This window comes from Citrobacter tructae (assembly GCF_004684345.1).
Lineage (GTDB): Bacteria > Pseudomonadota > Gammaproteobacteria > Enterobacterales > Enterobacteriaceae > Citrobacter > Citrobacter tructae.
The window spans coordinates 222,962-247,279 of the sequence record NZ_CP038469.1 but is presented as its reverse complement, the minus strand read 5'-3'; the positions used below and the strand labels follow the sequence as shown (position 1 = coordinate 247,279).

Annotated in this window: 27 protein-coding genes and 1 tRNA gene; 10 read left to right on the top strand and 18 right to left on the bottom strand. The window is 53.2% G+C overall.

Going from position 1 to position 24,318, the window contains the following annotated elements:
- Positions 1-118: 118 nt before the first annotated feature.
- Entirely contained in the window at positions 119-403 is a 285-nt protein-coding gene (rplY, locus tag E4Z61_RS01770) for a 50S ribosomal protein L25 (protein WP_045445132.1), read from the top strand.
- A gap of 122 nt (positions 404-525) precedes the next feature.
- On the opposite strand, the gene yejK is transcribed toward rplY, so the two are convergent.
- A complete protein-coding gene (yejK, locus tag E4Z61_RS01765) occupies positions 526-1,533 on the bottom strand; it encodes a nucleoid-associated protein YejK (RefSeq protein ID WP_135321258.1) in 1,008 nt (335 codons plus the stop codon).
- Between the two features lie 134 nt (positions 1,534-1,667).
- Here yejK and E4Z61_RS01760 point away from each other — a divergent pair, with 134 nt between their 5' ends.
- The 7 genes from E4Z61_RS01760 to narP all read left to right on the top strand — a co-directional run bounded on the left by E4Z61_RS01760 (position 1,668) and on the right by narP (position 6,524).
- Entirely contained in the window at positions 1,668-1,895 is a 228-nt protein-coding gene (locus E4Z61_RS01760; protein WP_003027506.1) for a YejL family protein, read from the top strand.
- Between the two features lie 31 nt (positions 1,896-1,926).
- Positions 1,927-3,687, top strand: a complete 1,761-nt coding sequence (gene yejM / locus E4Z61_RS01755) for an LPS biosynthesis-modulating metalloenzyme YejM (protein ID WP_135321257.1) — start codon at positions 1,927-1,929, stop codon at positions 3,685-3,687.
- A gap of 74 nt (positions 3,688-3,761) precedes the next feature.
- Positions 3,762-3,838: transfer RNA gene (locus E4Z61_RS01750), tRNA-Pro, on the top strand.
- Positions 3,839-4,175: 337 nt separating this feature from the next.
- Positions 4,176-4,634: an STM2901 family protein gene (locus tag E4Z61_RS01745; protein WP_135321256.1), complete on the top strand. Its 459-nt coding sequence runs from the start codon at positions 4,176-4,178 to the stop codon at positions 4,632-4,634.
- Positions 4,628-4,957 carry a DUF1493 family protein gene (locus tag E4Z61_RS01740; RefSeq protein ID WP_135321255.1) on the top strand — a complete coding sequence of 110 codons (330 nt, stop codon included), beginning with the start codon at positions 4,628-4,630 and terminating at the stop codon, positions 4,955-4,957. Before E4Z61_RS01745 ends, E4Z61_RS01740 begins: the two co-directional genes overlap by 7 nt.
- A gap of 19 nt (positions 4,958-4,976) precedes the next feature.
- Positions 4,977-5,462 carry an Hcp family type VI secretion system effector gene (locus E4Z61_RS01735; RefSeq protein ID WP_135321254.1) on the top strand — a complete coding sequence of 162 codons (486 nt, stop codon included), beginning with the start codon at positions 4,977-4,979 and terminating at the stop codon, positions 5,460-5,462.
- 414 nt (positions 5,463-5,876) lie between these two features.
- Entirely contained in the window at positions 5,877-6,524 is a 648-nt protein-coding gene (narP, locus tag E4Z61_RS01725; RefSeq protein WP_135321253.1) for a nitrate/nitrite response regulator protein NarP, read from the top strand.
- A 46-nt stretch (positions 6,525-6,570) separates the two neighbouring features.
- On the opposite strand, the gene E4Z61_RS01720 is transcribed toward narP, so the two are convergent.
- The 15 genes from E4Z61_RS01720 to napF all read right to left on the bottom strand — a co-directional run bounded on the left by E4Z61_RS01720 (position 6,571) and on the right by napF (position 18,767).
- A complete protein-coding gene (locus E4Z61_RS01720) occupies positions 6,571-7,620 on the bottom strand; it encodes a cytochrome c-type biogenesis protein CcmH (RefSeq protein ID WP_135321252.1) in 1,050 nt (349 codons plus the stop codon).
- On the bottom strand, positions 7,617-8,174 hold the full coding sequence (gene dsbE, locus E4Z61_RS01715; RefSeq protein WP_135321251.1) for a thiol:disulfide interchange protein DsbE: 558 nt from the start codon (positions 8,172-8,174) through the stop codon (positions 7,617-7,619). Before dsbE ends, E4Z61_RS01720 begins: the two co-directional genes overlap by 4 nt.
- On the bottom strand, positions 8,171-10,126 hold the full coding sequence (locus E4Z61_RS01710) for a heme lyase CcmF/NrfE family subunit (protein ID WP_135321250.1): 1,956 nt from the start codon (positions 10,124-10,126) through the stop codon (positions 8,171-8,173). The genes dsbE and E4Z61_RS01710 overlap by 4 nt, the downstream gene beginning before the upstream one ends.
- A complete protein-coding gene (gene ccmE / locus E4Z61_RS01705) occupies positions 10,123-10,602 on the bottom strand; it encodes a cytochrome c maturation protein CcmE (RefSeq protein WP_135321249.1) in 480 nt (159 codons plus the stop codon). The genes E4Z61_RS01710 and ccmE overlap by 4 nt, the downstream gene beginning before the upstream one ends.
- Positions 10,599-10,811, bottom strand: a complete 213-nt coding sequence (gene ccmD / locus E4Z61_RS01700; protein ID WP_020996676.1) for a heme exporter protein CcmD — start codon at positions 10,809-10,811, stop codon at positions 10,599-10,601. Before ccmD ends, ccmE begins: the two co-directional genes overlap by 4 nt.
- Positions 10,808-11,545 carry a heme ABC transporter permease gene (locus E4Z61_RS01695; RefSeq protein ID WP_135321248.1) on the bottom strand — a complete coding sequence of 246 codons (738 nt, stop codon included), beginning with the start codon at positions 11,543-11,545 and terminating at the stop codon, positions 10,808-10,810. The genes ccmD and E4Z61_RS01695 overlap by 4 nt, the downstream gene beginning before the upstream one ends.
- 88 nt (positions 11,546-11,633) lie before the next feature.
- Entirely contained in the window at positions 11,634-12,293 is a 660-nt protein-coding gene (gene ccmB, locus E4Z61_RS01690; RefSeq protein WP_045445367.1) for a heme exporter protein CcmB, read from the bottom strand.
- Entirely contained in the window at positions 12,290-12,916 is a 627-nt protein-coding gene (gene ccmA, locus E4Z61_RS01685) for a cytochrome c biogenesis heme-transporting ATPase CcmA (protein ID WP_240703872.1), read from the bottom strand. The genes ccmB and ccmA overlap by 4 nt, the downstream gene beginning before the upstream one ends.
- Positions 12,917-12,929: 13 nt before the next feature.
- The gene (gene napC, locus E4Z61_RS01680; RefSeq protein ID WP_096756434.1) at positions 12,930-13,532 is read right to left on the bottom strand and encodes a cytochrome c-type protein NapC; all 603 of its coding nucleotides are present in this window, start codon (positions 13,530-13,532) and stop codon (positions 12,930-12,932) included.
- 9 nt (positions 13,533-13,541) lie between these two features.
- Complete coding sequence (gene napB, locus E4Z61_RS01675) at positions 13,542-13,991, bottom strand: nitrate reductase cytochrome c-type subunit (protein ID WP_135321246.1); 450 nt, start codon at positions 13,989-13,991, stop codon at positions 13,542-13,544.
- Entirely contained in the window at positions 13,988-14,851 is an 864-nt protein-coding gene (gene napH / locus E4Z61_RS01670; RefSeq protein WP_135321245.1) for a quinol dehydrogenase ferredoxin subunit NapH, read from the bottom strand. Before napH ends, napB begins: the two co-directional genes overlap by 4 nt.
- The gene (gene napG / locus E4Z61_RS01665; protein WP_135321244.1) at positions 14,838-15,533 is read right to left on the bottom strand and encodes a ferredoxin-type protein NapG; all 696 of its coding nucleotides are present in this window, start codon (positions 15,531-15,533) and stop codon (positions 14,838-14,840) included. Before napG ends, napH begins: the two co-directional genes overlap by 14 nt.
- A 6-nt stretch (positions 15,534-15,539) precedes the next feature.
- Positions 15,540-18,026 (bottom strand): nitrate reductase catalytic subunit NapA, encoded by a 2,487-nt coding sequence (napA, locus tag E4Z61_RS01660; RefSeq protein WP_135321243.1) that lies wholly within the window; start codon positions 18,024-18,026, stop codon positions 15,540-15,542.
- Positions 18,023-18,286: a chaperone NapD gene (gene napD, locus E4Z61_RS01655; RefSeq protein WP_135321242.1), complete on the bottom strand. Its 264-nt coding sequence runs from the start codon at positions 18,284-18,286 to the stop codon at positions 18,023-18,025. Before napD ends, napA begins: the two co-directional genes overlap by 4 nt.
- Positions 18,276-18,767, bottom strand: coding sequence for a ferredoxin-type protein NapF (gene napF, locus E4Z61_RS01650; protein WP_135321241.1), 492 nt, complete (start codon positions 18,765-18,767; stop codon positions 18,276-18,278). The genes napD and napF overlap by 11 nt, the downstream gene beginning before the upstream one ends.
- Before the next feature lie 415 nt (positions 18,768-19,182).
- On the opposite strand from napF, the gene eco reads away from it, so the two are divergent.
- The gene (gene eco / locus E4Z61_RS01645) at positions 19,183-19,680 is read left to right on the top strand and encodes a serine protease inhibitor ecotin (protein ID WP_135324851.1); all 498 of its coding nucleotides are present in this window, start codon (positions 19,183-19,185) and stop codon (positions 19,678-19,680) included.
- 48 nt (positions 19,681-19,728) lie between these two features.
- On the opposite strand, the gene mqo is transcribed toward eco, so the two are convergent.
- A complete protein-coding gene (mqo, locus tag E4Z61_RS01640) occupies positions 19,729-21,390 on the bottom strand; it encodes a malate dehydrogenase (quinone) (protein WP_135321240.1) in 1,662 nt (553 codons plus the stop codon).
- A gap of 278 nt (positions 21,391-21,668) precedes the next feature.
- Between mqo and E4Z61_RS01635 the strand changes: the two genes are divergently transcribed.
- Positions 21,669-22,916 (top strand): SulP family inorganic anion transporter, encoded by a 1,248-nt coding sequence (locus E4Z61_RS01635; RefSeq protein WP_135321239.1) that lies wholly within the window; start codon positions 21,669-21,671, stop codon positions 22,914-22,916.
- Here the strand turns inward: E4Z61_RS01635 and mgtE are convergent.
- Positions 22,879-24,315 (bottom strand): magnesium transporter, encoded by a 1,437-nt coding sequence (gene mgtE / locus E4Z61_RS01630; protein ID WP_135321238.1) that lies wholly within the window; start codon positions 24,313-24,315, stop codon positions 22,879-22,881. The two genes, E4Z61_RS01635 and mgtE, sit on opposite strands and share 38 nt — an antisense overlap.
- Positions 24,316-24,318 lie beyond the last annotated feature (3 nt).

The following is a 24,318-nucleotide window of genomic DNA, read 5'->3' as shown; positions in this document are numbered from 1 at the left end:
TTTTGATTGATGTACCCGCCATTTGAGGATAGAATCTCGCCCGCTTTTGCATACGCAAAGCAGATCACTTACCTGTTGCTGGGTCGCCTGTAGCAGGAATTATTAAAGAGAGATTTAAATGTTTACTATCAACGCTGAAGTACGTAAAGAGCAGGGTAAGGGTGCGAGCCGCCGCCTGCGTACCGCTAACAAGTTCCCGGCAATCATCTATGGTGGCGCAGAAGCCCCGATTGCTATCGAACTGGATCACGATTCAATCATGAACATGCAAGCTAAAGCTGAATTTTACAGCGAAGTTCTGACCATCGTTGTTGACGGTAAAGAAGTTAAAGTTAAAGCTCAGGCTGTACAGCGTCACCCGTTCAAGCCGAAACTGGCTCACATCGACTTCGTTCGCGCGTAATCGCCAACAAGTTGAAGAAAAACCCCGCCTCGGCGGGGTTTTTTTTATGGCATTTTTTGATTCAGATGCCAGGCAATTCGCAGGCCGGATCTGGCGTTTATGCCGCCATCCGGCCTACGCGTCTATTTCCCGCCCGATGTGCGACGCTGTAGCTGATCGCGCAGGTTAGGCGGCGTACCTTTAATGGTTAGGGTGTCCGTCGCCGGATCCCAGAAAATGCGTTCGCCCAGCAGCATGGCGTCGAAGTTTATCGTTAACCCACCGCCGCTACCGGCAAACTTAGTTAACTGACGCAGCGTACTGCGATCTGCCGGAAAAGTCTCTTCCAGCTCATAGCCTTTATCAGCGGTAAATTCACTGAAGCTAACCTCGCTGACGCCAGAAAGCTCTTTTGACAGAGATTCCAACTCAATCTCTTCACCGGCCTGAAGCTGCTCGTTGCAGTAGCTATAAACCTGCTGACGCACGTTTTGGCGTTCAGCTTTATCCAACTGAGCTTCGGCGGTGAAGTCATCTACCGCCTGCAGCAGACCACGGTTTTGCGCTTTAGCATTCAGACCTTCGCTGGCGCCGAGGAAATCCATAAAGAAATCGGCAACTTTGCGCCCTACCCGCCCTTTCAGGAAAGTCAGATAACGCGTGGACTCCGGGTTGGTTTCCCACTCGGTTAAATCAATACGCGCCACGATGTCAGCATGATTAATATCCAGATAGTGCGTCGGGTTGATATCCAGGTTTTCATTCACGCGCATACTGCTTAAGTTGTTCAGCACCGCAACCAGCAGATACTCTACCGCCAGATAGCGGTAATGGCAGAACAGCACAATGCCGCCGTCAGCAAACGGATATTTCGCCAGTTCGTCACGCAGACGTCCCGTTGCAGCTCGGCTGAACGCCAGAAAATCCTCTTCACCCTGACGCTGCAAACGCAGCGTTTGCGCCAGTTCACTCTCTTCGCTAAACAAGCCATACGCTTTGTTCTTGGCGCTATATACCCGATGCAGCTCAGCCATCATCTCGACAACCGTCGCTGTCGGTTCCAGTAATGAATCGCGCAAGACCAGCTCAAGGTTCTGCTCATCACGCTTGATAAGCTGGTGCAGGGCAATCTGGTTGATATCCAGACTCATGATAAACTCTCCTTTAAGACCGGGCGGTATTCAACCACCTGCCGGGCAGTGACGCAATAGAAGATAAAAAAGCAGAAAAAAAACTGTCGCTACGGTAATATGTTGCCCTTTCATGAACAGACTGATTTCGATTTATGCCACAAATTTCCCGCTATAGTGATGAACACGTTGAACAATTGCTGAATGAAATGCTCAACGTACTGGAAAAACATAAGGCGCCGACCGATCTTTCCCTGATGGTTCTGGGAAACATGGTCACTAACCTTATCAATACAAGCATCGCACCGGCTCAACGCCAGGCGATTGCGAATTCATTTGCCCGCGCATTGCAGTCTTCGGTAAACGACGACCAAGCGCACTAAGAGCCAGATCCGGGGAAACGAACAACAGTTTATGGTAACTCATCGTCAGCGCTACCGTGAGAAAGTCTCCCAGATGGTTAGCTGGGGGCACTGGTTCGCCCTGTTCAACATTCTGTTGGCCATGGTGCTCGGTAGCCGTTACCTGTTTGTCGCAGACTGGCCGACAACGCTTGCAGGCCGTGTTTATTCTTACCTGAGCATTGTCGGGCATTTTAGCTTCTTGGTGTTTGCCGCCTATCTGCTGATCCTGTTTCCCCTGACGTTTATCGTCATGTCCCAGAGGCTGATGCGATTCTTATCAGCCATCCTGGCGACAGTGGGTATGACGCTGCTGTTAATTGACAGCGAAGTTTTCACCCGTTTCCACCTGCATCTCAATCCCATTGTCTGGGAGTTGGTCATTAACCCTGACCAGAATGAGACGGCGCGTGACTGGCAGTTGATGTTCATCAGCGTGCCGGTGATTCTGCTGATAGAAATGCTGTTTGCGACCTGGAGCTGGCAAAAGTTGCGCAGCCTGACGCGTCGCCGTCATTTCGCGAAACCCTTAGCCGCCTTCTTTTTCGTATCGTTCATCGCCTCGCATGTGGTGTACATCTGGGCAGATGCCAATTTCTATCGCCCGATCACCATGCAGCGCGCAAACCTGCCGCTGTCTTACCCGATGACTGCGCGTAAGTTTCTGGAAAAACATGGTTTGCTGGACGCGCAAGAGTATCAGCGCCGCCTGGTCGAACAGGGTAATCCGGAAGCGCTCTCCGTGCAGTACCCACTTAGCGATTTGCGCTATCGTGATATGGGTACCGGCCAGAACGTCCTGCTGATAACCGTAGACGGTCTGAACTACTCGCGCTTTGAAAAACAGATGCCCGCCCTGGCTGAATTTGCCGGGCAGAATATTTCCTTCACGCGCCATATGAGTTCCGGCAATACCTCCGATAACGGTATTTTTGGCCTGTTCTATGGCGTGTCACCCAGCTACATGGACGGCATTCTGGCAAGCAGAACGCCTGCCGCGCTGATCTCTGCGCTGAATCAACAAGGTTACCAACTGGGGTTATTCTCCTCGGATGGCTTTACCAGCCCGCTATATCGTCAGGCGTTGCTGTCAGATTTCTCCATGCCGAGTGTACAAACACAGTCTGACGAGCAAACGGCGAATCAATGGATCAACTGGCTGGGCCGCTACGCGCAAGAAGATAACCGCTGGTTCTCATGGGTCTCCTTTAACGGGACCAACATTGATGACAGCAACCAGAAGAACTTTGCTAAACGCTACGCCAGCGCCGCGCAAGACGTGGATGCGAACATTAACCGCGTCCTGAGCGCCCTGCGAGATTCCGGTAAGCTGAACAATACGGTGGTGGTTATTACCGCCGGTCGGGGTGTACCGCTGTCGCAGGATGAGAATCGCTTCGACTGGTCGCGCGGACATCTCCAGGTACCGCTGGTGATTCACTGGCCGGGCACACCCGCTCAGCGCATTAATAGCCTGACCGATCATACTGACCTGATGACCACGCTGATGCAGCGTCTGCTCCACGTCAGCACGCCAGCAAATGAGTATTCGCAGGGTCAGGATCTGTTCAATGCCACGCGCCGCCACTATTGGGTAACGGCAGCTGACAGCAATACGATGGCGATTACCACTCCAGAGATGACGCTGGTGCTCAACAACAACGGTAATTATCAGACCTATGATTTGCGCGGCGAGAAAATTAAAGACCAGAAACCACAACTGAGCCTGTTGCTACAGGTCCTGACGGATGAGAAACGATTTATTGCTAACTGATTAATTATAAATCAGTTAGCAAGGCATCCTCTTGCATTCGTGGTGGAAAGCAGTAGTATTAGCAGCCATAACGTCGGCACGTAGCGCAGCCTGGTAGCGCACCGTCATGGGGTGTCGGGGGTCGGAGGTTCAAATCCTCTCGTGCCGACCAAAAACTCCTTTAAGAACCAGCCTTTACGGCTGGTTTTTTTATGCCTGTTTTCTGTACGGGGAAACAATGGGGAATTATCGGGGAATAATGCCGACACCGCACATCCACTACGCAACAGAATCTCAGCTATTCACATCACCGGGCAGTCATCAAACTCCGCATCCCATGGAACGGAGTTATCCTCATTTCAGTTTTACTTAAATCACTTTGATTTTAAGAGCTATTCCTTTCAGGAATCACCAACCTTTCAGACTTTTCCCGGAAAAATCCTTTCCCCTCTCCTATTGCATTAGGTGTACGATTAGCGAGCAACCCAATAAAAACTATAGAGTTACTGATGGATACAGTTGAAGAACTAAACGGAACATACTTCTATGCGGGAAAATCCAACCTAACCGCCTCAGAGCTTTTCTTCATGGTTTTTATCTTCAACACCGCTGATCAGTTCGGGATTAAAGATATTGCCTCTATCTATGCCTTGTACGCTGGAATGAACGATCAGGAAACCAGAATGAAACCTGAAACAGCCTTGAAAGGAACATCCAAACTTTCTAAAGGTGTTCGTAAAGTGTTCGGTAATCGCATGTTTCCTTTTGGCTTAAAAATGCCAACGTGGATCGGCGGTTATACACCGTGGACGGTAAAACGCAGGATGGTTAGGAAGGTTGGAACGTGGGTAGGCCGCACTATTCCCCTAGTTGGTGAGGTTGTTCTTTTGGTTGATGTTTCACAGATTACCTACAATTCAGTGAAGGAATACAACACCATAGCGAGAGGCAACGATAAGTTATGGTAGATACCATTGAACAACGTGTATTACACCTATTTTCTGTTCGTGCAGGTGCTTACATATTCAGGAAACAGAAATACGACACCTACACACCAGAATCTAGCATTCACTTTGATGTGCAACTTGATCAAGACGATGTAGAAGAATTGATCGAAGATTTTGCAAAAGAATTTGGTGTTGATATGTCTGCTTTCAATATCGAAACCTACTACCCCGAAGTAAAGCATTCATGGAACCCATTTAAGAAGCCCGATCCCGTGGATGTTCCTGATTTTACAATTGATATGTTTATTCAGTCGGCTAAAGCCGGGAAATGGTTGTACGACTAAATTACAAGGAGTTTGAAAAATGGCTGTACCTGTACACCTGATTTTGAAAGATGATGGCGGATCGCAAATCATGGGATCTTGTGATGTACACGGGCGTGATGGAAGTATTGAGTTACGCAGTTTGCATCATGGCGTGGTCATTCCTACAGATCCCCTAACGGGTAAAGTTACCGGGAGCCGTCAACACTGCGCATTCAATTTCACCAAAGAGATCGACAGTTCATCGCCTTATCTGTTCAAAGCCGTTGCCACTGGTCAGACACTGAAAAGCGCGGAGTTTAATTTCTACCGCATCAACTACAGTGGGCAAGAGGAAATTTACTACACGATCACTTTGGAAAATGTGAAAGTGGTTAGCCATAGCCCACTGATGCACGACACAAGATCAGTAACAGGCACAGGACACATGGAAGATGTTTCCTTGAGCTATGAGAAAATTACGCACCTCTTTAAAGATGGGAATATTTTGCATTCCGACGCATGGAACGAGAAGAAACAAGCGTAACTAAAAGGGGCTAATTGTCTTTTGTGGGAACCCTTTCACACGGTTCTGAATGTTCCACTTGCCGGAAGGTAACTTTCTTGCATTTGCCATTTTTTAAGCCTCATACACACTTTAAATAATGACAAGCCTATGAAAAAAAACTAATTAACTGGTAGCGCACCATCATGTGGTGTCGAGGGCGGAGATTCAAATCCTCTCGTGCCGACTAAAATCCCAAAAAAACAACCTTCTACGGTTGGTTTTTTTGAGCCTTGTATTCAGCATCCCCTGCTATTTCTATTGCTTCCTGCACAGGTTTTACTACTTACCCATGCTGAAATTGGGGTAAAATTTATCCTCTTATCAGTGCGATGAATCTGGACGATTTATGCACTGAAAACAATAATGATACTAATAAAAACTCAGGAGAAGAATATGCCTGAAGCAACGCCTTTTCGGGTGCTGATTGTTGACGACCACCCACTTATGCGGCGAGGAATTAGTCAATTATTGCAACTGGATAGCGCATTTGACGTCGTTGCCGAAGCCGGTGATGGTGCGAGTGCTATCGATCTGGCAAACCGGCTTGACCTGGATGTGATCCTGCTGGACCTCAATATGAAAGGTATGAGTGGGCTAGATACTCTGAATGCGCTGCGTCGGGATGGCGTCACGGCACAAATTATCATTCTAACCGTGTCGGATTCCGCCAACGATGTGTACGCCTTAATTGATGCTGGCGCTGACGGTTATTTACTAAAAGACAGCGATCCGGAAGTTCTGCTTGAGGCCATTCGCAGCGGTGCCAAAGGCGGTAAAGCCTTTAGCGAACGCGTCAGCAACTACCTGCGAGAACGTGACCTGTTTGGCGCACAAGAAGATCCGTTCAGCATGCTTACCGAACGTGAACTGGATGTTTTACACGAGTTGGCTCAGGGGCTATCTAACAAACAGATCGCGTCAGTACTGAATATTTCCGAACAAACGGTGAAAGTGCATATTCGCAATCTGCTGCGCAAGCTCAATGTGCGTTCTCGCGTTGCCGCCACTATCCTTTTCCTGCAAACGCGCGGCTTGCAGTAGCCAGGAAATGCCCGATTCGCTGCTGCTTACCGGGCATTTTTAGCACCTACTTTTCCTGCGGCGACAGCTGCTCCATCGCCTGTTTAATGCTGCGCTCAATCACCGACCGGCGGGTGTCGTTGGCAGGTAATAATTTCAGCATCATCTCCCACGCGGCGACCGCTTCACCGAAGCGCTGCTGCTCAAACGCATTAAACGCATACATGCTCAGAACGCGTACATTGGCATGATCGCTCCTGACCAGTTGACTTAACAACTCCCCTCCCCGACGGTTATCGTCCGGATCGGAGGAACGGGTCAACGCTTCCGCATAGCCCAGCGCCGCATCGCTATTTTTAGGATCCAGCCGGTAAGCGTTAGCGTAGGCTTCGGTCGCCGTACTGGCGTTTCCTAATACCATGCCAATACGCCCAAGCATGATCCAACCTTCAACGTTGGCAGGGTCGGCTTGCAAGCGTGTACGCAATCCCAGCGCCAGACGCGTCATGTCTTCTTCATTCAGCGGCTCAGCTTTCGGATCCAACGCGCGTTCCAGCAGCGCGGGTGCCTGGGCGGTAGCCTGTTGCCAGACTTTCACCTGCTGATAATTACCCGTTTGGTAATAACTTACCGCGCCTACCGCCAGCGCAATCACTACGCCTGGTGCAAATAGCCACCATCCGCCCCTCGTGCCATCCGGCGTGATATCGTCAGGAAACTCTTCCTGCTTAAGTCGTACGCGACGGCGGGAGCGGGCAAAAATAATCCAGCCCCCCAGACTAATCGCCACCAGCGGCATCACCCACAGCAGCACGGTTAACGGCGTCAGCGGCGGATCGTAGGTCACGAAGTTACCGTAACGCGCAACCATGTAATCAACGATCTCTTTCTGGCTTTTCCCTTCCTGCATCAGCTCATAAACTTTCTGGCGCAGGTCGGTGGCAATCATCGAGTTAGAATCAGCAATGCTGTTATTTTGACACTTCGGGCAGCGCAACTGCTCGGTAAGCTGGCGAAACTGCTGCTCCTGCGCTTCGTCCTTAAACTGCATCACGTCGATAGTCGCCAGCGCCGAACCAGAGACAATCAGCATCAGCACGCCCAGTAAAAATCTCATTGCGCAGCCTCCTTACCGTACTTATCCCACAACGGTTTAATCTCGCTCTCCCACACCCTGGCGTTTAAATCACCGGCATGGCGGTAGCGAATAATACCTTTACCGTCGATCAGGAACGTTTCCGGTGCGCCGTACACCCCCAGATCCAGACCAAGCATCCCGTCGCCGTCAAACAGGCTCAGCGCATACGGATTACCCAGCTCTTTCAGCCAGACGACGGCTTTCTGACGGTCATCTTTATAGTTCAGACCCACCACCCGAATTCCCTGTGCAGAAAGCTGGTTCAAATACTGATGCTCAGCGCGACAGGTTGGACACCAGGTCGCCCAGACGTTAAGCAGTACCGGTTTGCCCTGCGTCAGCACGTCGGCCTGATAATGCTGTCCCGGGTTCTCCAGCGACTCGAGGCGGAATGTCGGCACCGGTTTACCGATCAGCGCTGACTCCAGATTGGTGGGATCGTCTCCCTGCGCGTTACGCGCCAACTGCCACAGCAGCGCCGCCGCAATGATGAGAAAAATAATAAACGGAATTAACAGTGCGTTGCGCTTCATACAGCCTCCGGCGCTTTTTCTTGCCCGGCAGTGCGGGGACGCGTGCGCTGGCGATAGCGTGGATCAAACAGGCAGAACAACCCACCCAGCGCCATCAGTAACCCTCCAGCCCAAATCCAGCGAATAAACGGTTTATAATACAGACGCACGGCCCACGCGCCGTTGTCGAGTTCTTCGCCCAACGCCGCGTAAAGGTCACGGGTAAACCCGCCGTCAATGGCCGCTTCGGTCATCATTGAGCTGGTGCTGTTATAAAAACGTTTTTCCGCATGCAGCGTCGCTTCTGGTTTACCGTCACGGGTAACGCCAATAATAGCAACGCCGCCACGATAGTTAGGTCCGGTGATATCTTTCACTTCGCGGAAAGTGAACTGATAATCATGAATACCGACGCTATCGCCCGCCTTCATGCGCACATCACGCTCAACGCTGTAGTTCTGGCTAAAGGCAATACCGACAATGGTAACAGCCAGTCCCACGTGACCCGATACCATGCCCCAGTAGCTTGGCGTCAGCTTCGTTCCCCGAGAAATACGCAGGAACGCCTCAGACATTGCCAGCACAAATATCCAGCATGCCATTGCCATACCTACGACAGTCATGGCGGCAATACGATCTTCGAGCAGCCACGGCAGCAACACGGACAGTACCAGCGTGGTAACAAACGCGATAATCAGCAACGTTTTCAGTTTACGTGGTCGGTCGCGTCCCCAGCGTACCAGTGGCCCAATCCCCAGCAACAGCGCGAACGGCGCCATCAGCCAGGTGAACATGGTATTGAAGAACGGTTCGCCAATTGAAATACTGCCCAGTCCCAGTTGTTTGTGCACCAGCGGCAGTAGCGTTCCCAGCAGCACCACCAGCATGGCGGCAATCAGCAGAACGTTGTTCCCCAGCAGCAGCGATTCACGCGACCACAGCGCGTTATTGACCCGCGAGCGAACCTTATGTCCGCGTACCGCAAACAGCAGCAGTGAGCCGCCAATCACCAGCACCATAAAGGCCAAGATGAACATCCCGCGTGACGGATCGGAGGCGAAGGCATGCACCGACACCAGCACGCCCGAACGTACAAGGAATGTCCCTAACAGACACAGAGAAAATGCGCAGATCGAAAGCAGCAGCGTCCAGGCCTTAAAGCTGGCGCGTTGTTCGGTTACCGACAGAGAGTGCATCAACGCCGTTCCCACCAGCCATGGCATAAACGAGGCGTTTTCGACCGGGTCCCAGAACCACCAGCCGCCCCAGCCCAACTCGTAGTAGGCCCAGGCCGAACCGAGCACAATACCCAACGTCAGAAACACCCACGCCGCCAGCGTCCACGGACGCGAAAAACGGGCGAATGTGCTGTCCAGCCGCCCACTCATCAGCGCAGCAATGGCAAATGCAAACGCCACAGAGAAACCGACATAGCCCATGTACAGCAGCGGTGGATGGAAAATAAGCCCTGGATCCTGCAACAGCGGATTCAGGTCGCGCCCTTCAATAGGGAAGTTGGGCAGCGTGCGGGCAAACGGGTTGGAGGTAAACAGGATAAACAGCAGGAAGCCGACGCTGACCATCCCCATCACAGCCAGAACGCGGGCAACGATATCCAGCGGCATTCGCTGACTAAACAGCGCCACGGCAAACGTCCAGCCGCTCATTAGCAGCACCCACAGCAGCAGCGAGCCCTCATGCGCGCCCCAAGTGGCCGCCACACGATACCAGACAGGAAGCTGGGTATTGGAGTTACTGGCGACGTAAGTCACGGTAAAGTCATTAACCACGAAGGCGTTAATCAAGACCAGAAACGCGCCCATCACACAGATAAACAACAGCCAGGCAAATGGCCGCGCAGAGGCCATCATCCGCACATCGCCACGCGCTACGCCCCACAGCGGATAGACCGAGAGCAGTAATGCAACGCCGAGCGCCAGACACAATAGCCCATTGCCAATTTCAGGCATCATGACGCTTTATCCTTATAAACACTTTCCGGTCGACGATGGTTTTCCTGCATCGCTTTTTCGACTTCCGGCGGGGTGTAATTCTCATCATGCTTGGCGAGGACCTCTTTCGCCTGTACATGATTACCCTCATCCAGTTCCCCCTGAACGACAACGCCCTGCCCTTCGCGGAACAAGTCCGGCAGAATGCCTTCATACGTCACATCCACCACGCCTTCAGCGTCATAGATGCTGAAATTTACTTTCAGCGATTGTGGGTCGCGCTTCACGCTGCCCGGCATAACCATGCCGCCCACGCGCAGGCGTTGACCGACTTCTGGCATCTGCTGGGTTTCACGTTTGCCGTAGAGTATTTCGCCCGGCGTATAGAACAAGTCGATATTGGAACGCAGCGCGTAAAGCACCAGCGTGATGGTCAATGCCAGGCCCGCCAGTACCGCACAGGCTATCCATAGCCGATTTTTACGTCGAATATTCACGCAGCCTCCCGTTGCACTTGCGCTGCACGCATACGCGCTTCTCTCGCTCGCTGCTGGGCTACGCCGCGTAAGATTGCGCGATGTTGTAACGCAGAATGCAGCACCAGCACCACCAGCGGGATAACGCTCATCGCCACAGCCAGCCAGACATACAAGGCGTAACCGCCCATCGCGAAAAAATCACTCCAGGATGCAAATGCAGGGGTCATTGGCGGCCTCTTTTTAAGATCAGTTCACTCACCCAAGGGCGGCGTTTTTCCATCAACAAAATCAGGTTACGCATGCGCATCAGCGCCAGCGTGACAAACAGTAACAGGTAGCCGACGATCGCCAGACGCAGCGGTGCGCGCATCGCCGGATCAATGCTTTGCTGCATACGGGTCGACCCCTGATGCAGCGTATTCCACCACTCTACCGAGTAGTGAATGATCGGTAAGTTGACCACGCCAATCAGCACCAGAATACCGGCAGCACGCCCCGCCACGCGGCGATCGTCAAACGCATGCCACAGCGCGATCGCACCGACGTAGAGAAACAGCAGCACCAATTCAGAGGTGAGTCGGGCATCCCAGACCCACCAGGTTCCCCACATCGGTTTGCCCCATGCGGAACCCGTCACCAGCGCAATAAAGGTAAACACTGCACCAATGGGCGCCATCGCAGCCAGCGCCAGATTGGCCATTTTCATCTGCCAGATCAGGCCGATAAACGCGGCAACGGCCATCGATGCGTAAATACCCATCGACCAGATTGCCGCCGGGACGTGCAGGTAGATGATGCGATAGCTCTGCCCCTGCTGATAATCCGCAGGCGCGAAACCAAATCCCCAGATCAATCCTGTTATCAGTACCACCACGCTGGCAATCGCCAGCCACGGGATAAACCAGCCACAGATCTGATAGAGCCGAGGGGGCATCGCCAGTTGATGAAGTGTTTTCCACATAGTTCAGTCACCAGACTCAGTAAATTAATAAAAATCCGTTTTGCCAGCGGGCAGCTTCGCCTTGTCCGGCCTACACATCGTACTCAAACTACTGCACACTAATGCGCAACGCTGCTGCCGTCGCGAAGGGGCTTAACGTCGCGCTCCCGACCAGCAACGCGCCCAGAATCGCCATGTAGCCTTCAACGGGCAAATGCATCGAGGCGGCATCCATCGCGGCAGTGGCAAAAATCAGGAGCGGAATCGTGAGCGGCAGCACCAGCACGCTCAACAGCACGCCGCCGCGCTTCAAGCCCACCGTTAAGCCCACGCCCGGCGCGCCGAGAAATCCCAGCGTCGGCGTACCGAGCAGCAACGTCAGCGCCATAATTTGCCACCCGTACATATCCATGCCCAGTAGCAATGCCACCAGCGGTGAGAGGATCAGCAGCGGCAGGCCGGTCACCACCCAGTGCGCCATCACCTTTGCCAGCACCACAGCCGGTAACGGTAACGGCAGCAGCATCAGCTGTTCTAGGCTGCCATCCTGCAGGTCGTCACGAAATAAGCGTTCCAGCGCCAGTAACGACGCCAGCAATGCCGCCACCCAGATAATACCCGGCGCTATTCGCGCCAGCAGCTGCGGCTCAGGGCCAATGCTCAGCGGGAATAACGTAATGACAATCAGGAAGAACCATAGCGGATTGGCGATCTCCGCACTATGACGAAACGCAACCCGCAGTTCTAAACGGAAAATTCGCCACATCATTGTGCTGTCCTCTCGCGGGTCAGCGCAATGCGCCGCACTTTATCCGTCTCTACATTGAGAGGCTGGTGAGTCGTAAGAATAACAATCCCCCCCTGCTCCGTATGCTGCGCCATACGTTGGGTGAGACGCTCAACGCCATTGACGTCAATCGCGGTAAAGGGTTCATCGAGGATCCACAATCGGGCGCGGGTCAGCCACATACGGGCCAGCGCCACACGACGCTGCTGCCCTGCGGAAAGCTGATTTACCGGGATGTCTTCATATCCGGCAAGGCCTGCCTGCGCCAGTGCCGCCAGACATTGTGCAACATCGCCGTCATGATGAAAGAAACGCAGGTTCTCCAACGCCGAAAGCCGGGTTTTTATCCCCGGCTGATGTCCGATCCACAGTAGTTCCTGATGGAAGTTGTCCCGCACCTGATGCAGCGGTTGATCGTGCCAGAGAACGTCTCCGGCATCAGGACGAGCCAGCCCGGTAAGCAACCGCAGCAAGGTGGTTTTCCCCGCGCCGTTACTTCCGGTAATTTGTACCCATTCCCCCGCGTTTACGCGAAACGAGAGCTCACTGAACAGTATTCTGTCATCCCGCTCACAGAGCAGTTCTCTGGCTTCAAGCATCCTGATTATTTACATCCTGTTAAAAGCCTGGCTTAACTTCGCGCATATCAGGCAGTTTGTGTGCTATCCCTTTATGACAGTCAATACAGGTTTGCCCCTCTTTCACAGCCTGGTCGTGCATTTTGGCCGCAACGCCTTTCTGGGCAGTTAAATCCATAAACTCGAAGTTGTGGCAGTTACGACACTCTTGCGAATTATTATCTTTCATACGCCGCCATTCATTTTGCGCCATCGTCAGACGGTGGTCTTCAAATTTCTGCGGTGTATCTATTAACCCCAGTGCTTTCGCGTACAGCTCTTTGCTGGCCTTGATCTTACGGATCATTTTCGGGCCCCACTCGTGCGGGACGTGGCAATCAGGGCAAGTTGCTCGCACACCACTGCGGTTGTTGTAGTGTACGGTTTCCATGTATTCCTGGTATACCGTGTTGCGCATTTCGTGACAGCTAATGCAGAACTCTTCAGTATTGGCCTTTTCCATACCGGTATTAAAGCCGCCCCAGAAAATAATGCCGCCCACAAAGCCGATTAACAACAGCGTGCCGAGCGCCAGACGGCTGGGGCGACGCCACCATTGCCAGACGCGCTTAATCCAGCCTGGTTTACGGTTAGAATTTTCCATAATGACCTCTTATTTCCCGTAACCTTTCGAGGGGGTGAAGGTATTTTCGACAATCGGCGCGGCGTCAGCTTGCGGGACATGGCACTGCAAGCAGAAATAGCGACGCGGCGCAACTTCCGCCAGCACTTTACCGTCGCTGTCCATAAAGTGCGTCGGGCTGATGCGCGGCGCGCCGGTAGTGCGATAGCTTTCAACGCCGTGGCATTGCAGGCAGCGGTTGGTATTGGTGGTTACCTGGTAACCGTCAACGCTGTGCGGGACCATCGGCGGTTGGTTCACATAGTTCAGCGGCATACGCTCCTGCTCTTTCGGCATGCGAATTGCCCCTTCCTGCGTCCCCGAAACTTCCGGCGACTGGCTCAGATCCACTCCGTTTGCAGCCCAAACTGCCCCACTCACTACCAGGGCCAGCGCGGCCGTCATTTGACTCAGCGCTTTAATCAGGTCATGGCTTTTCATGATTTCGCTCCCGAACTCCATCGTGTTGTTATTGTAAAAACATCCTCAGAACAGACATCCACACAGCGACCGCAGGCCATGCAATCGCGGCTGGTTACCTGCACCGGGCTTTGCTCATCCAGCACCGGGGCACGTAGCACATGCGGTTCCGGGCAAACATGAAAACAATCCATACAGCGGTTACATCTTTCGCGTTCTTTCGCTGAAACGGTTAGCACGCCTTTGCTACCCAACACGCTGTATAGCGCGCCAAGCGGGCAAAGGTGCCCGCACCAGCCATGCTCAACGACCAGTAAATCAAATAAAAACAGTGCGAGAATCAGCAGTATGCCGCTGCCGAATCCCATTACCAGGCTACGTCCCAGCAGAGAGACCGGGTTTATCCATTCCCATAACAGCGTACCGGTCAGAGCAGAACCGACCAGGATGACCACCAGCAGGACGTACCGTATATGGCGCGGTATGGTCGCGGACTGATTCAAGTCAAACCTTCTGCGCAACCAGCTGGCTAAATCGGTGACTGGGTTCATTGGGCAAACCCAACTGCAAAACAATCGCTTACCCGCCAGGGCATACAGCCCCGTAATGATGGCGGCCCCGATTAACGCCACGGTCGCAGGCAGATGCCCGCTGGCAAGGCTTTGCAGGGTGATTAGCGGATCGGTGAACGGAATGGTATCCAGCAGCAGACTGCCGCTGTAATTACCATGCAGGATCCACACCCCGAGCCACGGACCGCTAAGAAACATCGCCAGTATCAGAAACTGGGTCAGACGACGCAGCACCAGCCAGCGGTGACTGTGCCACCAGCCTTTTTTCGCCCGTGCCTCACGCCCGGCATCACGTTTACGATTTGCCATTGTTCCCCTCCAGCCAACCGAAGCGGTAATGGTGTCCCAACTCCCCTTTTGCCAGCGACAACGGCAGCACTTTTATCGCCGGTTGTTCCAGCACGCAGACCTTTTCACATTTACCGCATCCGGTGCAGGCATCGCTGTGAACGGTCGGAATAAACCGCGCGTGCTTACCGGTGCGCATATTGCGATCCAGTTCCAGGGTGATGGCTTCATCTATCTTCGGGCACTCACGATAGCAGACGTCGCAGCGCAGTCCCTGATAGTTGAGGCAGTTCTCATGATCCAGCAGTACTGCCAGCCCCATGCGTGAATCGTCTATGGATTCAATTTCCCTGTCCAACGCACCACTGGGGCAGACTTTGGCGCACGGAATGTCCTCACACATCTCGCAGGGAATATCGCGAGCGACAAAATACGGCGTACCGGCCGCCAGCCCGGAGGCCAGCGTCGCCAGTTTCAGCGTGTCGTACGGGCAAGCCTGAACGCACTGTCCACAACGCACGCAGGCGCTGGCAAATGCGTCCTCACTCAATGCCCCTGGTGGGCGCAACCGCACGCCGGTTGCACGTGCGGTTTGCTGTTGCAACCCCAGCGCCACGCCAACGGCTGCCAGCCCACCCGCCGCGCGAACCATATCGCGCAGAAAGCGGCGGCGGCCATTTTGGGGTTTTGCTGACCGGGACATAACGCGTTACACCTTCGCCAGTTTCACAGCACACTTCTTGAAATCCGTCTCTTTAGAGAGCGGATCCGTCGCATCCAGCGTCAGGTTGTTCACCAGTTGTGCGGCGTCGAAGAACGGCATGTACACCAGCCCCTGCGGCGGACGGTTACGACCACGCGTTTCAACAATCGAAATCACTTCGCCACGACGGGAAACCACTTTGACCTTGTCTCCGCGACGCAGATCGCGCGCTTTCGCATCCAGCGGATGGATAAACAGCACGGCTTCCGGGAAGGCACGGTGCAGTTCAGGCACGCGGCGAGTCATACTGCCGGTATGCCAGTGCTCCAGCACGCGACCGGTAGAGAGCCACAGGTCGTACTCTTTATCTGGCGCTTCGGCGGCAGGTTCAAACGGCAGCGCGAAGATAACCGCTTTGCCATCCGGCTTACCGTAGAACTTGTAGCTTTCGCCAGCCTTCACGTAAGGATCGTTACCTTCGCTGTAGCGCCACTGGGTCTCTTTACCCTCGACCACCGGCCAGCGTAAACCGCGCGCTTTGTGGTAATCGTCGAATGGCGCAAGGTCGTGCCCGTGACCGCGACCAAACCAGGCGTACTCTTCGAACAGCCCTTTTTGCAGATAGAAGCCCAGCTCGCGGGATTCATCGTTCAGTTGATCTTCAGCCAGTTCAGCCACCGGGAATTTCGTCACTGCTGGCGTGGCAAACAGTACGTCATACAGCGTTTTGCCGCGCAGTTCCGGTTTCTGTGCCAGCAGCTCTTCCGGCCACACTTCTTCTGTTTTGAAGCGGCGAGAGAACTGCACCAACTGCCACAGATCCGATTTTGATTCACCCGGCGCTTTAATCTGTTGACGCCAGAACTGAGTACGACGCTCGGCGTTACCGTAGGCGCCTTCTTTCTCTACCCACATTGCGGTCGGCAGGATCAGGTCGGCCGACAGGGCGCTGACCGTCGGGTACGGATCGGAGACGATGATGAAGTTGCGCGGATCGCGCCACCCCGGCATACGCTCTTCGTTGATGTTCGGACCCGCCTGCATGTTGTTGGTACACATCGCCCAGTAGACATTGAGCTTGCCATCTTTCAGCGCACGGTCTTGCGCCACGGCGTGCAGGCCGACTTTGGCCGGAATGGTCCCCGCCGGAATATTCCAGTGCTTCTCGCAGATATCGCGGTGTTTTTCGTTCGTCACCACCATGTCCGCAGGCAGACGGTGGGAAAATGTCCCAACTTCACGCGCGGTACCACAGGCAGAAGGCTGGCCGGTCAGAGAGAACGGACCACAGCCTGGCTGAGAGATTTTACCGGTCAACAGGTGCAGGTTGTAGACCAGGTTGTTGGCCCACACACCGCGGGTGTGCTGGTTAAAGCCCATCGTCCAGTAGGAGATGACTTTCTTCTTCGGGTCGGCATACAACTGCGCCAGCTGTTCCAGCTGATCTTTCGGTACACCGGTCATTTCGGCGGTTTTATCCAGCGTGTACTCGGCAACGAAAGCCTTGTAGTCCTCAAAGCTCATCGGCTCAGAAGCATCGGACCCAGGGTTTTTCGCTGCTTTTTCCAGCGGATGAGTTGGACGCAGACCGTAGCCGATGTCCGTCACCCCTTTACGCAGGTTAACGTGTTTGCTAAAGAAATCCTGGTTTATCGCATTGTTTTGAATGATGTAGTTGGCGATATAGTTAAGGATCACCAGATCGGTTTGCGGCGTGAAGACCATACCGTTATCCGCCAGCTCAAAGCTGCGGTGCTGGAAGGTGGAGAGTACCGCGACGTTAACATTGGGATCGGACAGGCGACGGTTGGTGATGCGCGACCACAGGATCGGATGCATCTCCGCCATATTCGCGCCCCACAGCACGAAAGCATCCGCATGCTCGATATCGTCATAGCAGCCCATCGGCTCATCCATACCGAAGGTACGCATAAAGCCAACTACCGCCGACGCCATGCAGTGACGCGCATTCGGGTCGATATTGTTGGTACGGAAACCGGCTTTGAACAGCTTCGCTGCGGCATAGCCTTCCCAGATGGTCCACTGACCGGAACCAAACATGCCGATGGCATCGGGTCCTTTCTCTTTCAGTGACGCTTTGAATTTTTCTTCCATCACATCAAAAGCCTGGTCCCAACTGATCGGAGTGAACTCGCCTTCTTTGTGATATTTGCCATCTTTCATGCGCAGCATCGGCTGCGTTAAACGGTCTTTTCCGTACATGATTTTCGGCAGGAAATAACCTTTGATGCAGTTAAGACCACGGTTAACTGGCGCATCCGGGTCGCCCTGACATGCCACAACACGCCCTTGCTGGGTACCTACCAATACGCCACAACCGGTACCGCAAAAACGGCACGGAGCTTTGTCCCATTTAATGGCCTCTTGCTGACCGACTACCGCGCGGGCAACGCCCGGCACGCTTAACCCGGCAGCCGCCGCAGCGGCCGCAACGGCGTTAGCTTTCATAAAGCTACGACGACTGAGTTTCATGGTGTTTCCTCACCTTGATCATCCTGCTGGTGATAAACCAGCGACACCGCCAGTACGCCTGCAACGTTGCGTACCGACTCAATTGTTTTCATTAGCGTTTCACTGTGCTCTGCTTCTACCACCACAATCAGTTGTCCGCTCCCCACATCACTCAGTGCAACTTCGCAACCAGGAAACGAACGTAACTGCGTAGCGATATCGTTGATGTGCTGACTTTTGGCCTGAACGACCAGGCTGCAAACCTGCCAGTTAGTGTCCATGGTTGTACTCCGCATTAATGGCTGATACCGGACAGGTGGCGACGCACGCACCGCATCCGTTACAGGCTTGATTGTCGAGCTGTGGCTGATAAATACCGGACAGCGTGGGGCGAAAGGAAATGGCCATGGGTTCACAACTATCCTGACAGCGATGGCACTCAACAGACTGATTTGCGAGACAGTTTTCACCGATCGTAAAATTCAGATCCCAGGCCCTGGTGTGGCGCGGAAGAAAGAGTGATTCGGGGCAGGCTTGCGCGCAGGCGTAACAAAAGCTGCACTCGCCGTGTTTGAAATTTACGCTCGGATAACCACCCTGGCCTCGCTGCAGGATGTCGGTTTCACACGCCTGAACGCAGGCGTCACAACGGAGGCAATGAGCCAGAAAGTGTGATTCTTCCTTGCTCCATGGCGGACGGATCCCGTTGCCGGCGTTACGCCAGCTACCTGTCAACATGCTTCGACGGGATAAATCAACCATGACATTGCCCTTCCATAAATGACGCTCTCCCTGAGCGGGTTGAACGACAATCAAAAACCGCACTATTTATGAGTAGTTATTTTTAACAGTAAGATATTTCAGGATGTGTTAGAGGTGCATACCCCAATTGGGGTAAATGCTGTTGCCGGATCAAAAGAGTGTGGGGTTGATAGAAAAAAACACGATTTTGCTCACATTTCAATGAGTTATATATTCATCTATATAGCGATCAAGCACGAAAGAGATTTATCTTAAAAATAAGATAAATCTTAGGATATATCACTGCGTGAATCTAAAATCATTGACTAACGCACTTAAAATATAAGTAAATCTAGATTAATAGCTGATATGAATATGTTAACCTGCCACAAACACGTTCAGAAAACAGAAGAAAGGAAATACTGTGAACAATAAGATGAAGACCATCGTTCCTGCCGTCCTGTTAGCCACCTTTGCCAGCACCTCTGCATGGGCAGTAACCAGTGATACCAATGCTCAGCCGCTGGAAAAAGTCGCCCCTTATCCTAAAGCGGAAAAAGGGATGAAACGCCAGGTTATCCAACTTACTCCCGAGAAAGATGAATCTACTCTAAAGGTAGAACTGTTGATCGGCCAAACGCTGGAAGTTGACTGTAACCAACATCGCCTTGGCGGAGAACTGGACAGCAAAACGCTGGAAGGTTGGGGTTATGACTACTACGTATTCGACAAAGTCACCTCTCCGGTTTCAACCATGATGGCCTGCCCGGAAGGTAAGAAAGAGAAGAAATTCATCACCGCTCATCTGGGTGACGACGGGATGCTGCGTTACAACAGCAAATTACCGATTGTTGTCTACACCCCGGAAAACGTAGAAGTGAAATACCGTATCTGGAAAGCAGACGAGAACGTACAGAACGCAGTCGTACGTTAATTGAAGAATGCCCGATGGCAGCATTTGTGCCGCCATCGGGCATTTTGTTTACAGTGCGATATCCGCCACCGCTTTCTGCTCTGGCTGAGGTTGAGCCTGAGGTTTTAACTGCGGTTGAGGCGTTTCGTCAGCCGCCTGCGGCTTGTCATATTTCAGACCCAAAACTTCACTGGTGTACTGCAGCTCTTGTTCCGTGGCCTCAACGTTACCGTTCAGCTTCGTGCCATAGGACGGAATAATCGTTTTCAGCTTCGCCTGCCACTCCGGGCTAGCGACTTTATCTTTAAACACTTTTTCCATCAGATGCAGCATGATCGGTGCCGCGGTTGACGCACCCGGTGACGCGCCCAGCAGCGCAGCAATCGTACCGTCTTTATCACTCACCACTTCGGTACCCAGGCGCAACACGCCGCCCTTATCTTCATCACTTTTGATGATCTGTACGCGCTGGCCAGCCTGCCACAAACGCCAGTCTTCTTTCTTCGCCTGCGGGTAGTATTCCTGCAGCGCAGCAAAGCGGTCGTCGTCGCTGAGCATCACCTGGCTTACCAGGTATTTCACCAGATCGAAGTTATCCAGACCCACGTTGACCATCGGCATAAAGTTCGACGTGGTCGTCGAGCTCAGCAGATCCCACAATGAACCGTTTTTCAGGAACTTGGTGGAGAATGTCGCAAATGGCCCAAACAGCACCACGCGTTTGCCATCCAGAATGCGGGTATCAATGTGCGGCACGGACATCGGAGGTGCACCAACAGAGGCCTGACCGTATACTTTTGCCAGATGGCGATTCACCACGTCCGGGTTTTCCGCTACCAGGAACTGCCCGCCAACCGGGAATCCGGCGTAACCTTTCGCTTCCGGGATGTCAGTTTCCTGCAACAGCTTCAGCGCAGCACCACCAGCACCAATAAAGACAAACTTAGCCTTAATGTCGTGTTCCGCTTCGTTGTTTTTCAGATCAGCAACCGTGACCGTCCAGCTGTTATCCGCATTGCGTTTAAAACCACGCACTTCGGTGCTTAGCTGCAGCGCAAAGTTGGGCTTTTTCTGCAACGAGGCAATCAGCTGACGCGTAATTTCACCGTAGTTGACGTCAGTACCAATCTCTGTACGCGTCGCCGCCACTTTCTGATTTGGATCGCGCCCTTCCATCACCAGTGGCGCCCACTCTTTGATCTGTGCGTGATCTTCGGAATAGCGCATACCACGGAACAGAGAGCTCTGTTGAAGGGCTTTATAACGCGCGCGCAGGAAGTTGACGTTCTCATCACCCCAGACGAAGCTCATATGTGGCACGGTAGTGATAAATGAACGCGGATCATGCATCACGTCGTTGTTGACCTGATAGGCCCAAAACTGACGGGAAATCTGGAAGGCTTCGTTAATTTCGACGGCCTTTTCAATGCTGACGGTACCGTCAGCTTTTTTAGGCGTGTAGTTCAGCTCCATCAGTGCCGAGTGGCCGGTGCCGGCATTGTTCCAGCCGTTTGAACTCTCCTCGGCAACGCCATCCAGTCGCTCAACCATGGTCATTGACCATTGTGGTTCCAGCGCCTGTAAATAGGTGCCTAACGTGGCGCTCATAATACCGCCACCAATCAACAGTACATCCGTTTCCTGCTCTTCCACCGCTTTCGCTTTTGCCGTCATAGAGACAACATTCAGCCCCAAGGCCATGGTGAAGAGCATGGCAGTCACTTTTTTCATAATGTTAATGCCTTACTTTTAGTATCGCTTTTTGCTTTTAATGCAGGTGAAAATCGAACGGTGTCAACGGTAACACTTAAGTAAAAATAATTAAATATTGTTTATAAATTATATTTAAATTTTAAAAATGTTATTAATAAGTTGATTCTTTATACGGTTATTGACAATCATTTCTGGAAACCCGCCCGTCAGGCGGGTACTATGCTGCGCTTTGCTATTCACCGCACGGATGCCTGTCGGTCTGCTGTTATCAGGCCATTTCTGACCTGAGAGTAACTATGTCTGCGACTCATTCATCCCTCGCCACAGCAGCGGAGCATTCCGTCGGCGTTGTGCTACGTAAACCCCGCCTGCTGATGCGCGAAACGCTGGCCGGCGTGGTCACGGCTCTGGCGCTGATCCCGGAAGTCATTTCCTTTTCTGTCATCGCCGGTGTGGACCCTAACGTCAGCCTGATTGCTTCAGTTGTCCTGTGTCTGGCGATGTCCTTTTTAGGCGGTCGTCCTGCCATGGTTACCGCCGCAGCCGGATCGGTTGCGCTGGTGATTGGCCCGATGGTGCATCAACACGGCGTACAGTACATCCTGCCTGCGGTTGTGCTGGCCGGGATTATCCAAATCCTGTTTGGCGTATTGGGAATGGCGCGTTTGATGCGTTTTATCCCTACCGCCGTGATGACCGGTTTTGTTAACGCGCTGGGCATATTGATTTTATTTGCTCAGGTTCCGCACTTCTGGAGTAAAAGCCCGATAATCTGGGGGCTATTTGTCCTGACACTGCTGATCGTGTTGTGGGTGCCACGGTTTATTAAAAGCATTCCCGCGCCGCTGATTGCCATCGTGCTGCTGACGATATTCACTGTCACCAGCGGGCAACTGTTACCGACCGTCGGTGACGAAGGTTCAATGAGCGGCGGCCTGCCAGGATTAACGCCGTTACTCGTACCGCTCAATCTGCAAACGCTGGCGATTATCTGGCCTTGCGCGCTGAGTATTGCTTTTGTCGGTTTGATGGAGTCGCTGTTGACCGCCCGTCTGGTGGATGACCTGACGGTTACGCCGTCGAATAAGAATCGCGAGAGTGCCGGGCTGGGGATAGCCAATATTCTGGCCGGGTTTTACGGCGGCATTGCGGGATGCGCTATGATTGGTCAGACAATTGTTAACGTTGAGATGGGCAAAGGACGCAGTCGCGTCTCCACCTTCGCCGCCGGACTGGTATTACTGCTGCTGGTCACTGCGTTAAGCGACGTGATGGCGAAAATCCCCATGTCGGTACTGGCAGGCATTATGGTCATTGTGGCGATGAAAACTTTCAGCTGGCACAGCATTCAGCCCACCGCGCTAAAACAAGCGCCGGTCACCGAAACGCTGGTGATGTTCGTTACCGTTGCCGCGACGGTGTCGACCGGCAACCTGGCGATTGGTGTAGTTGCCGGGGTGTTGTCGATGCTGGTCCTGCCGCGCATCATCAGAGGCAAACGCTCCACTACATCAAAAACAGCGTTGCCAGACCGAGAAAAATAAAGAATCCACCGGTGTCGGTGATGGCGGTGATCATCACGCTTGAGCCGACCGCCGGGTCGCGCCCAAGCTTAACCATCGTCATCGGAATGATAACGCCCATCACTGCCGCCATCAGCAAATTGAGCATCATCGCCAGGGTCATCACACCACCGAGCGCAATGTCATCGTACAGCCACCAAGTGATGCCGCCCATGATCCCGCCCCAGACAAGGCCGTTAATCAGCGCCACACCCATTTCACGCAGGATCAGGAACGTCAGGTTTCCCGGCTGAATATTTTGCAGCGCCAGCGCGCGGACAATCATGGTAATGGTCTGATTGCCGGTGTTGCCGCCGATCCCCGCCACAATGGGCATTAACGACGCCAGCGCCACCAGCTGTGAAATCGTGTGTTCAAAGCCGTCGATCACGCGCGACGCGATAAACGCAGTACAGAGATTGACCGCCAACCATGCCCAACGGGTTTTTACCGCTTTAGTGACCGGGGCAAAGACATCTTCTCCGGCACTTAAGCCCCCCATTCGACGCAGGTCGGTGTCGGTTTCTTCATACACCACATCGACGATCTCATCGATGGTTAATCGTCCCATTAACTTACCGGTGGGGTCCACCACCGCCGCACTGACCAGGTTGTCACGTTCAAAGGTACGCGCAGCGTGCTCGGCGATATCTTCCGGGGCAAAGGTGAGCGGATCGTCTTCCATCACTTCACTGACTCTGCGCTGCACGTCATTGAGCAGAATGCAGGTTAATGTCAGTTCACCAACGAGAACTTTATTGCGATCGGTAACGAAGAGTTTATCGGTATTCTCCGGCATTTTACCCAGTCGTCGCAGGTAGCGCTGAACCACCTCCAGCGTCACGTCCGGACGCACGGTAATGACTTCGAACTCCATAATCGCACCGACGCGATTCTTCTCGTAGTGCATCACCTGGCGCACGCGTGCGCGCTCCTCCGCCGGTAACGTCGCCAGCAGTCGACCGGTCAGGTTACGCGGTAAATGCTGCACCACGTAGATCTGCTCATCGATGTCGAGGTATTGCAGCGCGTCGAGCAATTCCCGATCGGACATTTCGTCGATCAGGTCGTCCCAGACGTTTTCTGATGCTTCCAGCAGCACATAGCCACGCTTGTCGCTTTGGATCAAGCGCCACAGCGCGTGACGTTCTTCAGAGGGTAATGCTTCGAGGGTATCGGCAAGATCGGGTGGCGGCAAATGGGCCACCAGCGCCCCTACCTCAGCAATATCGTCGGCCAGAGTACCGACGTCATATTGCTCAGCCAGGGTAAGCTTGCCCAGTAGCGTTGAAATAATGGCTTTATCTGTGGTCAGTAACCAGATTAGACGTGCACGTTCTTCATCACGTAGCCTGGCGCTATTTTTGTTTATTACGGACATTAA

Bases quoted from the DNA above. Each gene is read 5' to 3' on its own strand.
- E4Z61_RS01635 (WP_135321239.1), top strand. From the start codon at position 21,669: ATGTCTGCGACTCATTCATCCCTCGCCACAGCAGCGGAGCATTCCGTC.
- narP (WP_135321253.1), top strand. From the start codon at position 5,877: ATGCCTGAAGCAACGCCTTTTCGGGTGCTGATTGTTGACGACCACCCA.
- mqo (WP_135321240.1), bottom strand. From the start codon at position 21,390: ATGAAAAAAGTGACTGCCATGCTCTTCACCATGGCCTTGGGGCTGAAT.
- napC (WP_096756434.1), bottom strand. From the start codon at position 13,532: ATGGAAAATTCTAACCGTAAACCAGGCTGGATTAAGCGCGTCTGGCAA.
- napG (WP_135321244.1), bottom strand. From the start codon at position 15,533: ATGTCCCGGTCAGCAAAACCCCAAAATGGCCGCCGCCGCTTTCTGCGC.
- E4Z61_RS01760 (WP_003027506.1), top strand. From the start codon at position 1,668: ATGCCACAAATTTCCCGCTATAGTGATGAACACGTTGAACAATTGCTG.
- E4Z61_RS01720 (WP_135321252.1), bottom strand. From the start codon at position 7,620: ATGAGATTTTTACTGGGCGTGCTGATGCTGATTGTCTCTGGTTCGGCG.
- E4Z61_RS01695 (WP_135321248.1), bottom strand. From the start codon at position 11,545: ATGTGGAAAACACTTCATCAACTGGCGATGCCCCCTCGGCTCTATCAG.
- yejK (WP_135321258.1), bottom strand. From the start codon at position 1,533: ATGAGTCTGGATATCAACCAGATTGCCCTGCACCAGCTTATCAAGCGT.
- dsbE (WP_135321251.1), bottom strand. From the start codon at position 8,174: ATGAAGCGCAACGCACTGTTAATTCCGTTTATTATTTTTCTCATCATT.
- E4Z61_RS01740 (WP_135321255.1), top strand. From the start codon at position 4,628: ATGGTAGATACCATTGAACAACGTGTATTACACCTATTTTCTGTTCGT.
- napH (WP_135321245.1), bottom strand. From the start codon at position 14,851: ATGGCAAATCGTAAACGTGATGCCGGGCGTGAGGCACGGGCGAAAAAA.
- rplY (WP_045445132.1), top strand. From the start codon at position 119: ATGTTTACTATCAACGCTGAAGTACGTAAAGAGCAGGGTAAGGGTGCG.
- E4Z61_RS01710 (WP_135321250.1), bottom strand. From the start codon at position 10,126: ATGATGCCTGAAATTGGCAATGGGCTATTGTGTCTGGCGCTCGGCGTT.
- E4Z61_RS01745 (WP_135321256.1), top strand. From the start codon at position 4,176: ATGGATACAGTTGAAGAACTAAACGGAACATACTTCTATGCGGGAAAA.
- napA (WP_135321243.1), bottom strand. From the start codon at position 18,026: ATGAAACTCAGTCGTCGTAGCTTTATGAAAGCTAACGCCGTTGCGGCC.
- mgtE (WP_135321238.1), bottom strand. From the start codon at position 24,315: ATGTCCGTAATAAACAAAAATAGCGCCAGGCTACGTGATGAAGAACGT.
- E4Z61_RS01735 (WP_135321254.1), top strand. From the start codon at position 4,977: ATGGCTGTACCTGTACACCTGATTTTGAAAGATGATGGCGGATCGCAA.
- napF (WP_135321241.1), bottom strand. From the start codon at position 18,767: ATGGTTGATTTATCCCGTCGAAGCATGTTGACAGGTAGCTGGCGTAAC.
- napD (WP_135321242.1), bottom strand. From the start codon at position 18,286: ATGGACACTAACTGGCAGGTTTGCAGCCTGGTCGTTCAGGCCAAAAGT.
- napB (WP_135321246.1), bottom strand. From the start codon at position 13,991: ATGAAAAGCCATGACCTGATTAAAGCGCTGAGTCAAATGACGGCCGCG.
- eco (WP_135324851.1), top strand. From the start codon at position 19,183: ATGAAGACCATCGTTCCTGCCGTCCTGTTAGCCACCTTTGCCAGCACC.
- ccmD (WP_020996676.1), bottom strand. From the start codon at position 10,811: ATGACCCCTGCATTTGCATCCTGGAGTGATTTTTTCGCGATGGGCGGT.
- ccmB (WP_045445367.1), bottom strand. From the start codon at position 12,293: ATGATGTGGCGAATTTTCCGTTTAGAACTGCGGGTTGCGTTTCGTCAT.
- yejM (WP_135321257.1), top strand. From the start codon at position 1,927: ATGGTAACTCATCGTCAGCGCTACCGTGAGAAAGTCTCCCAGATGGTT.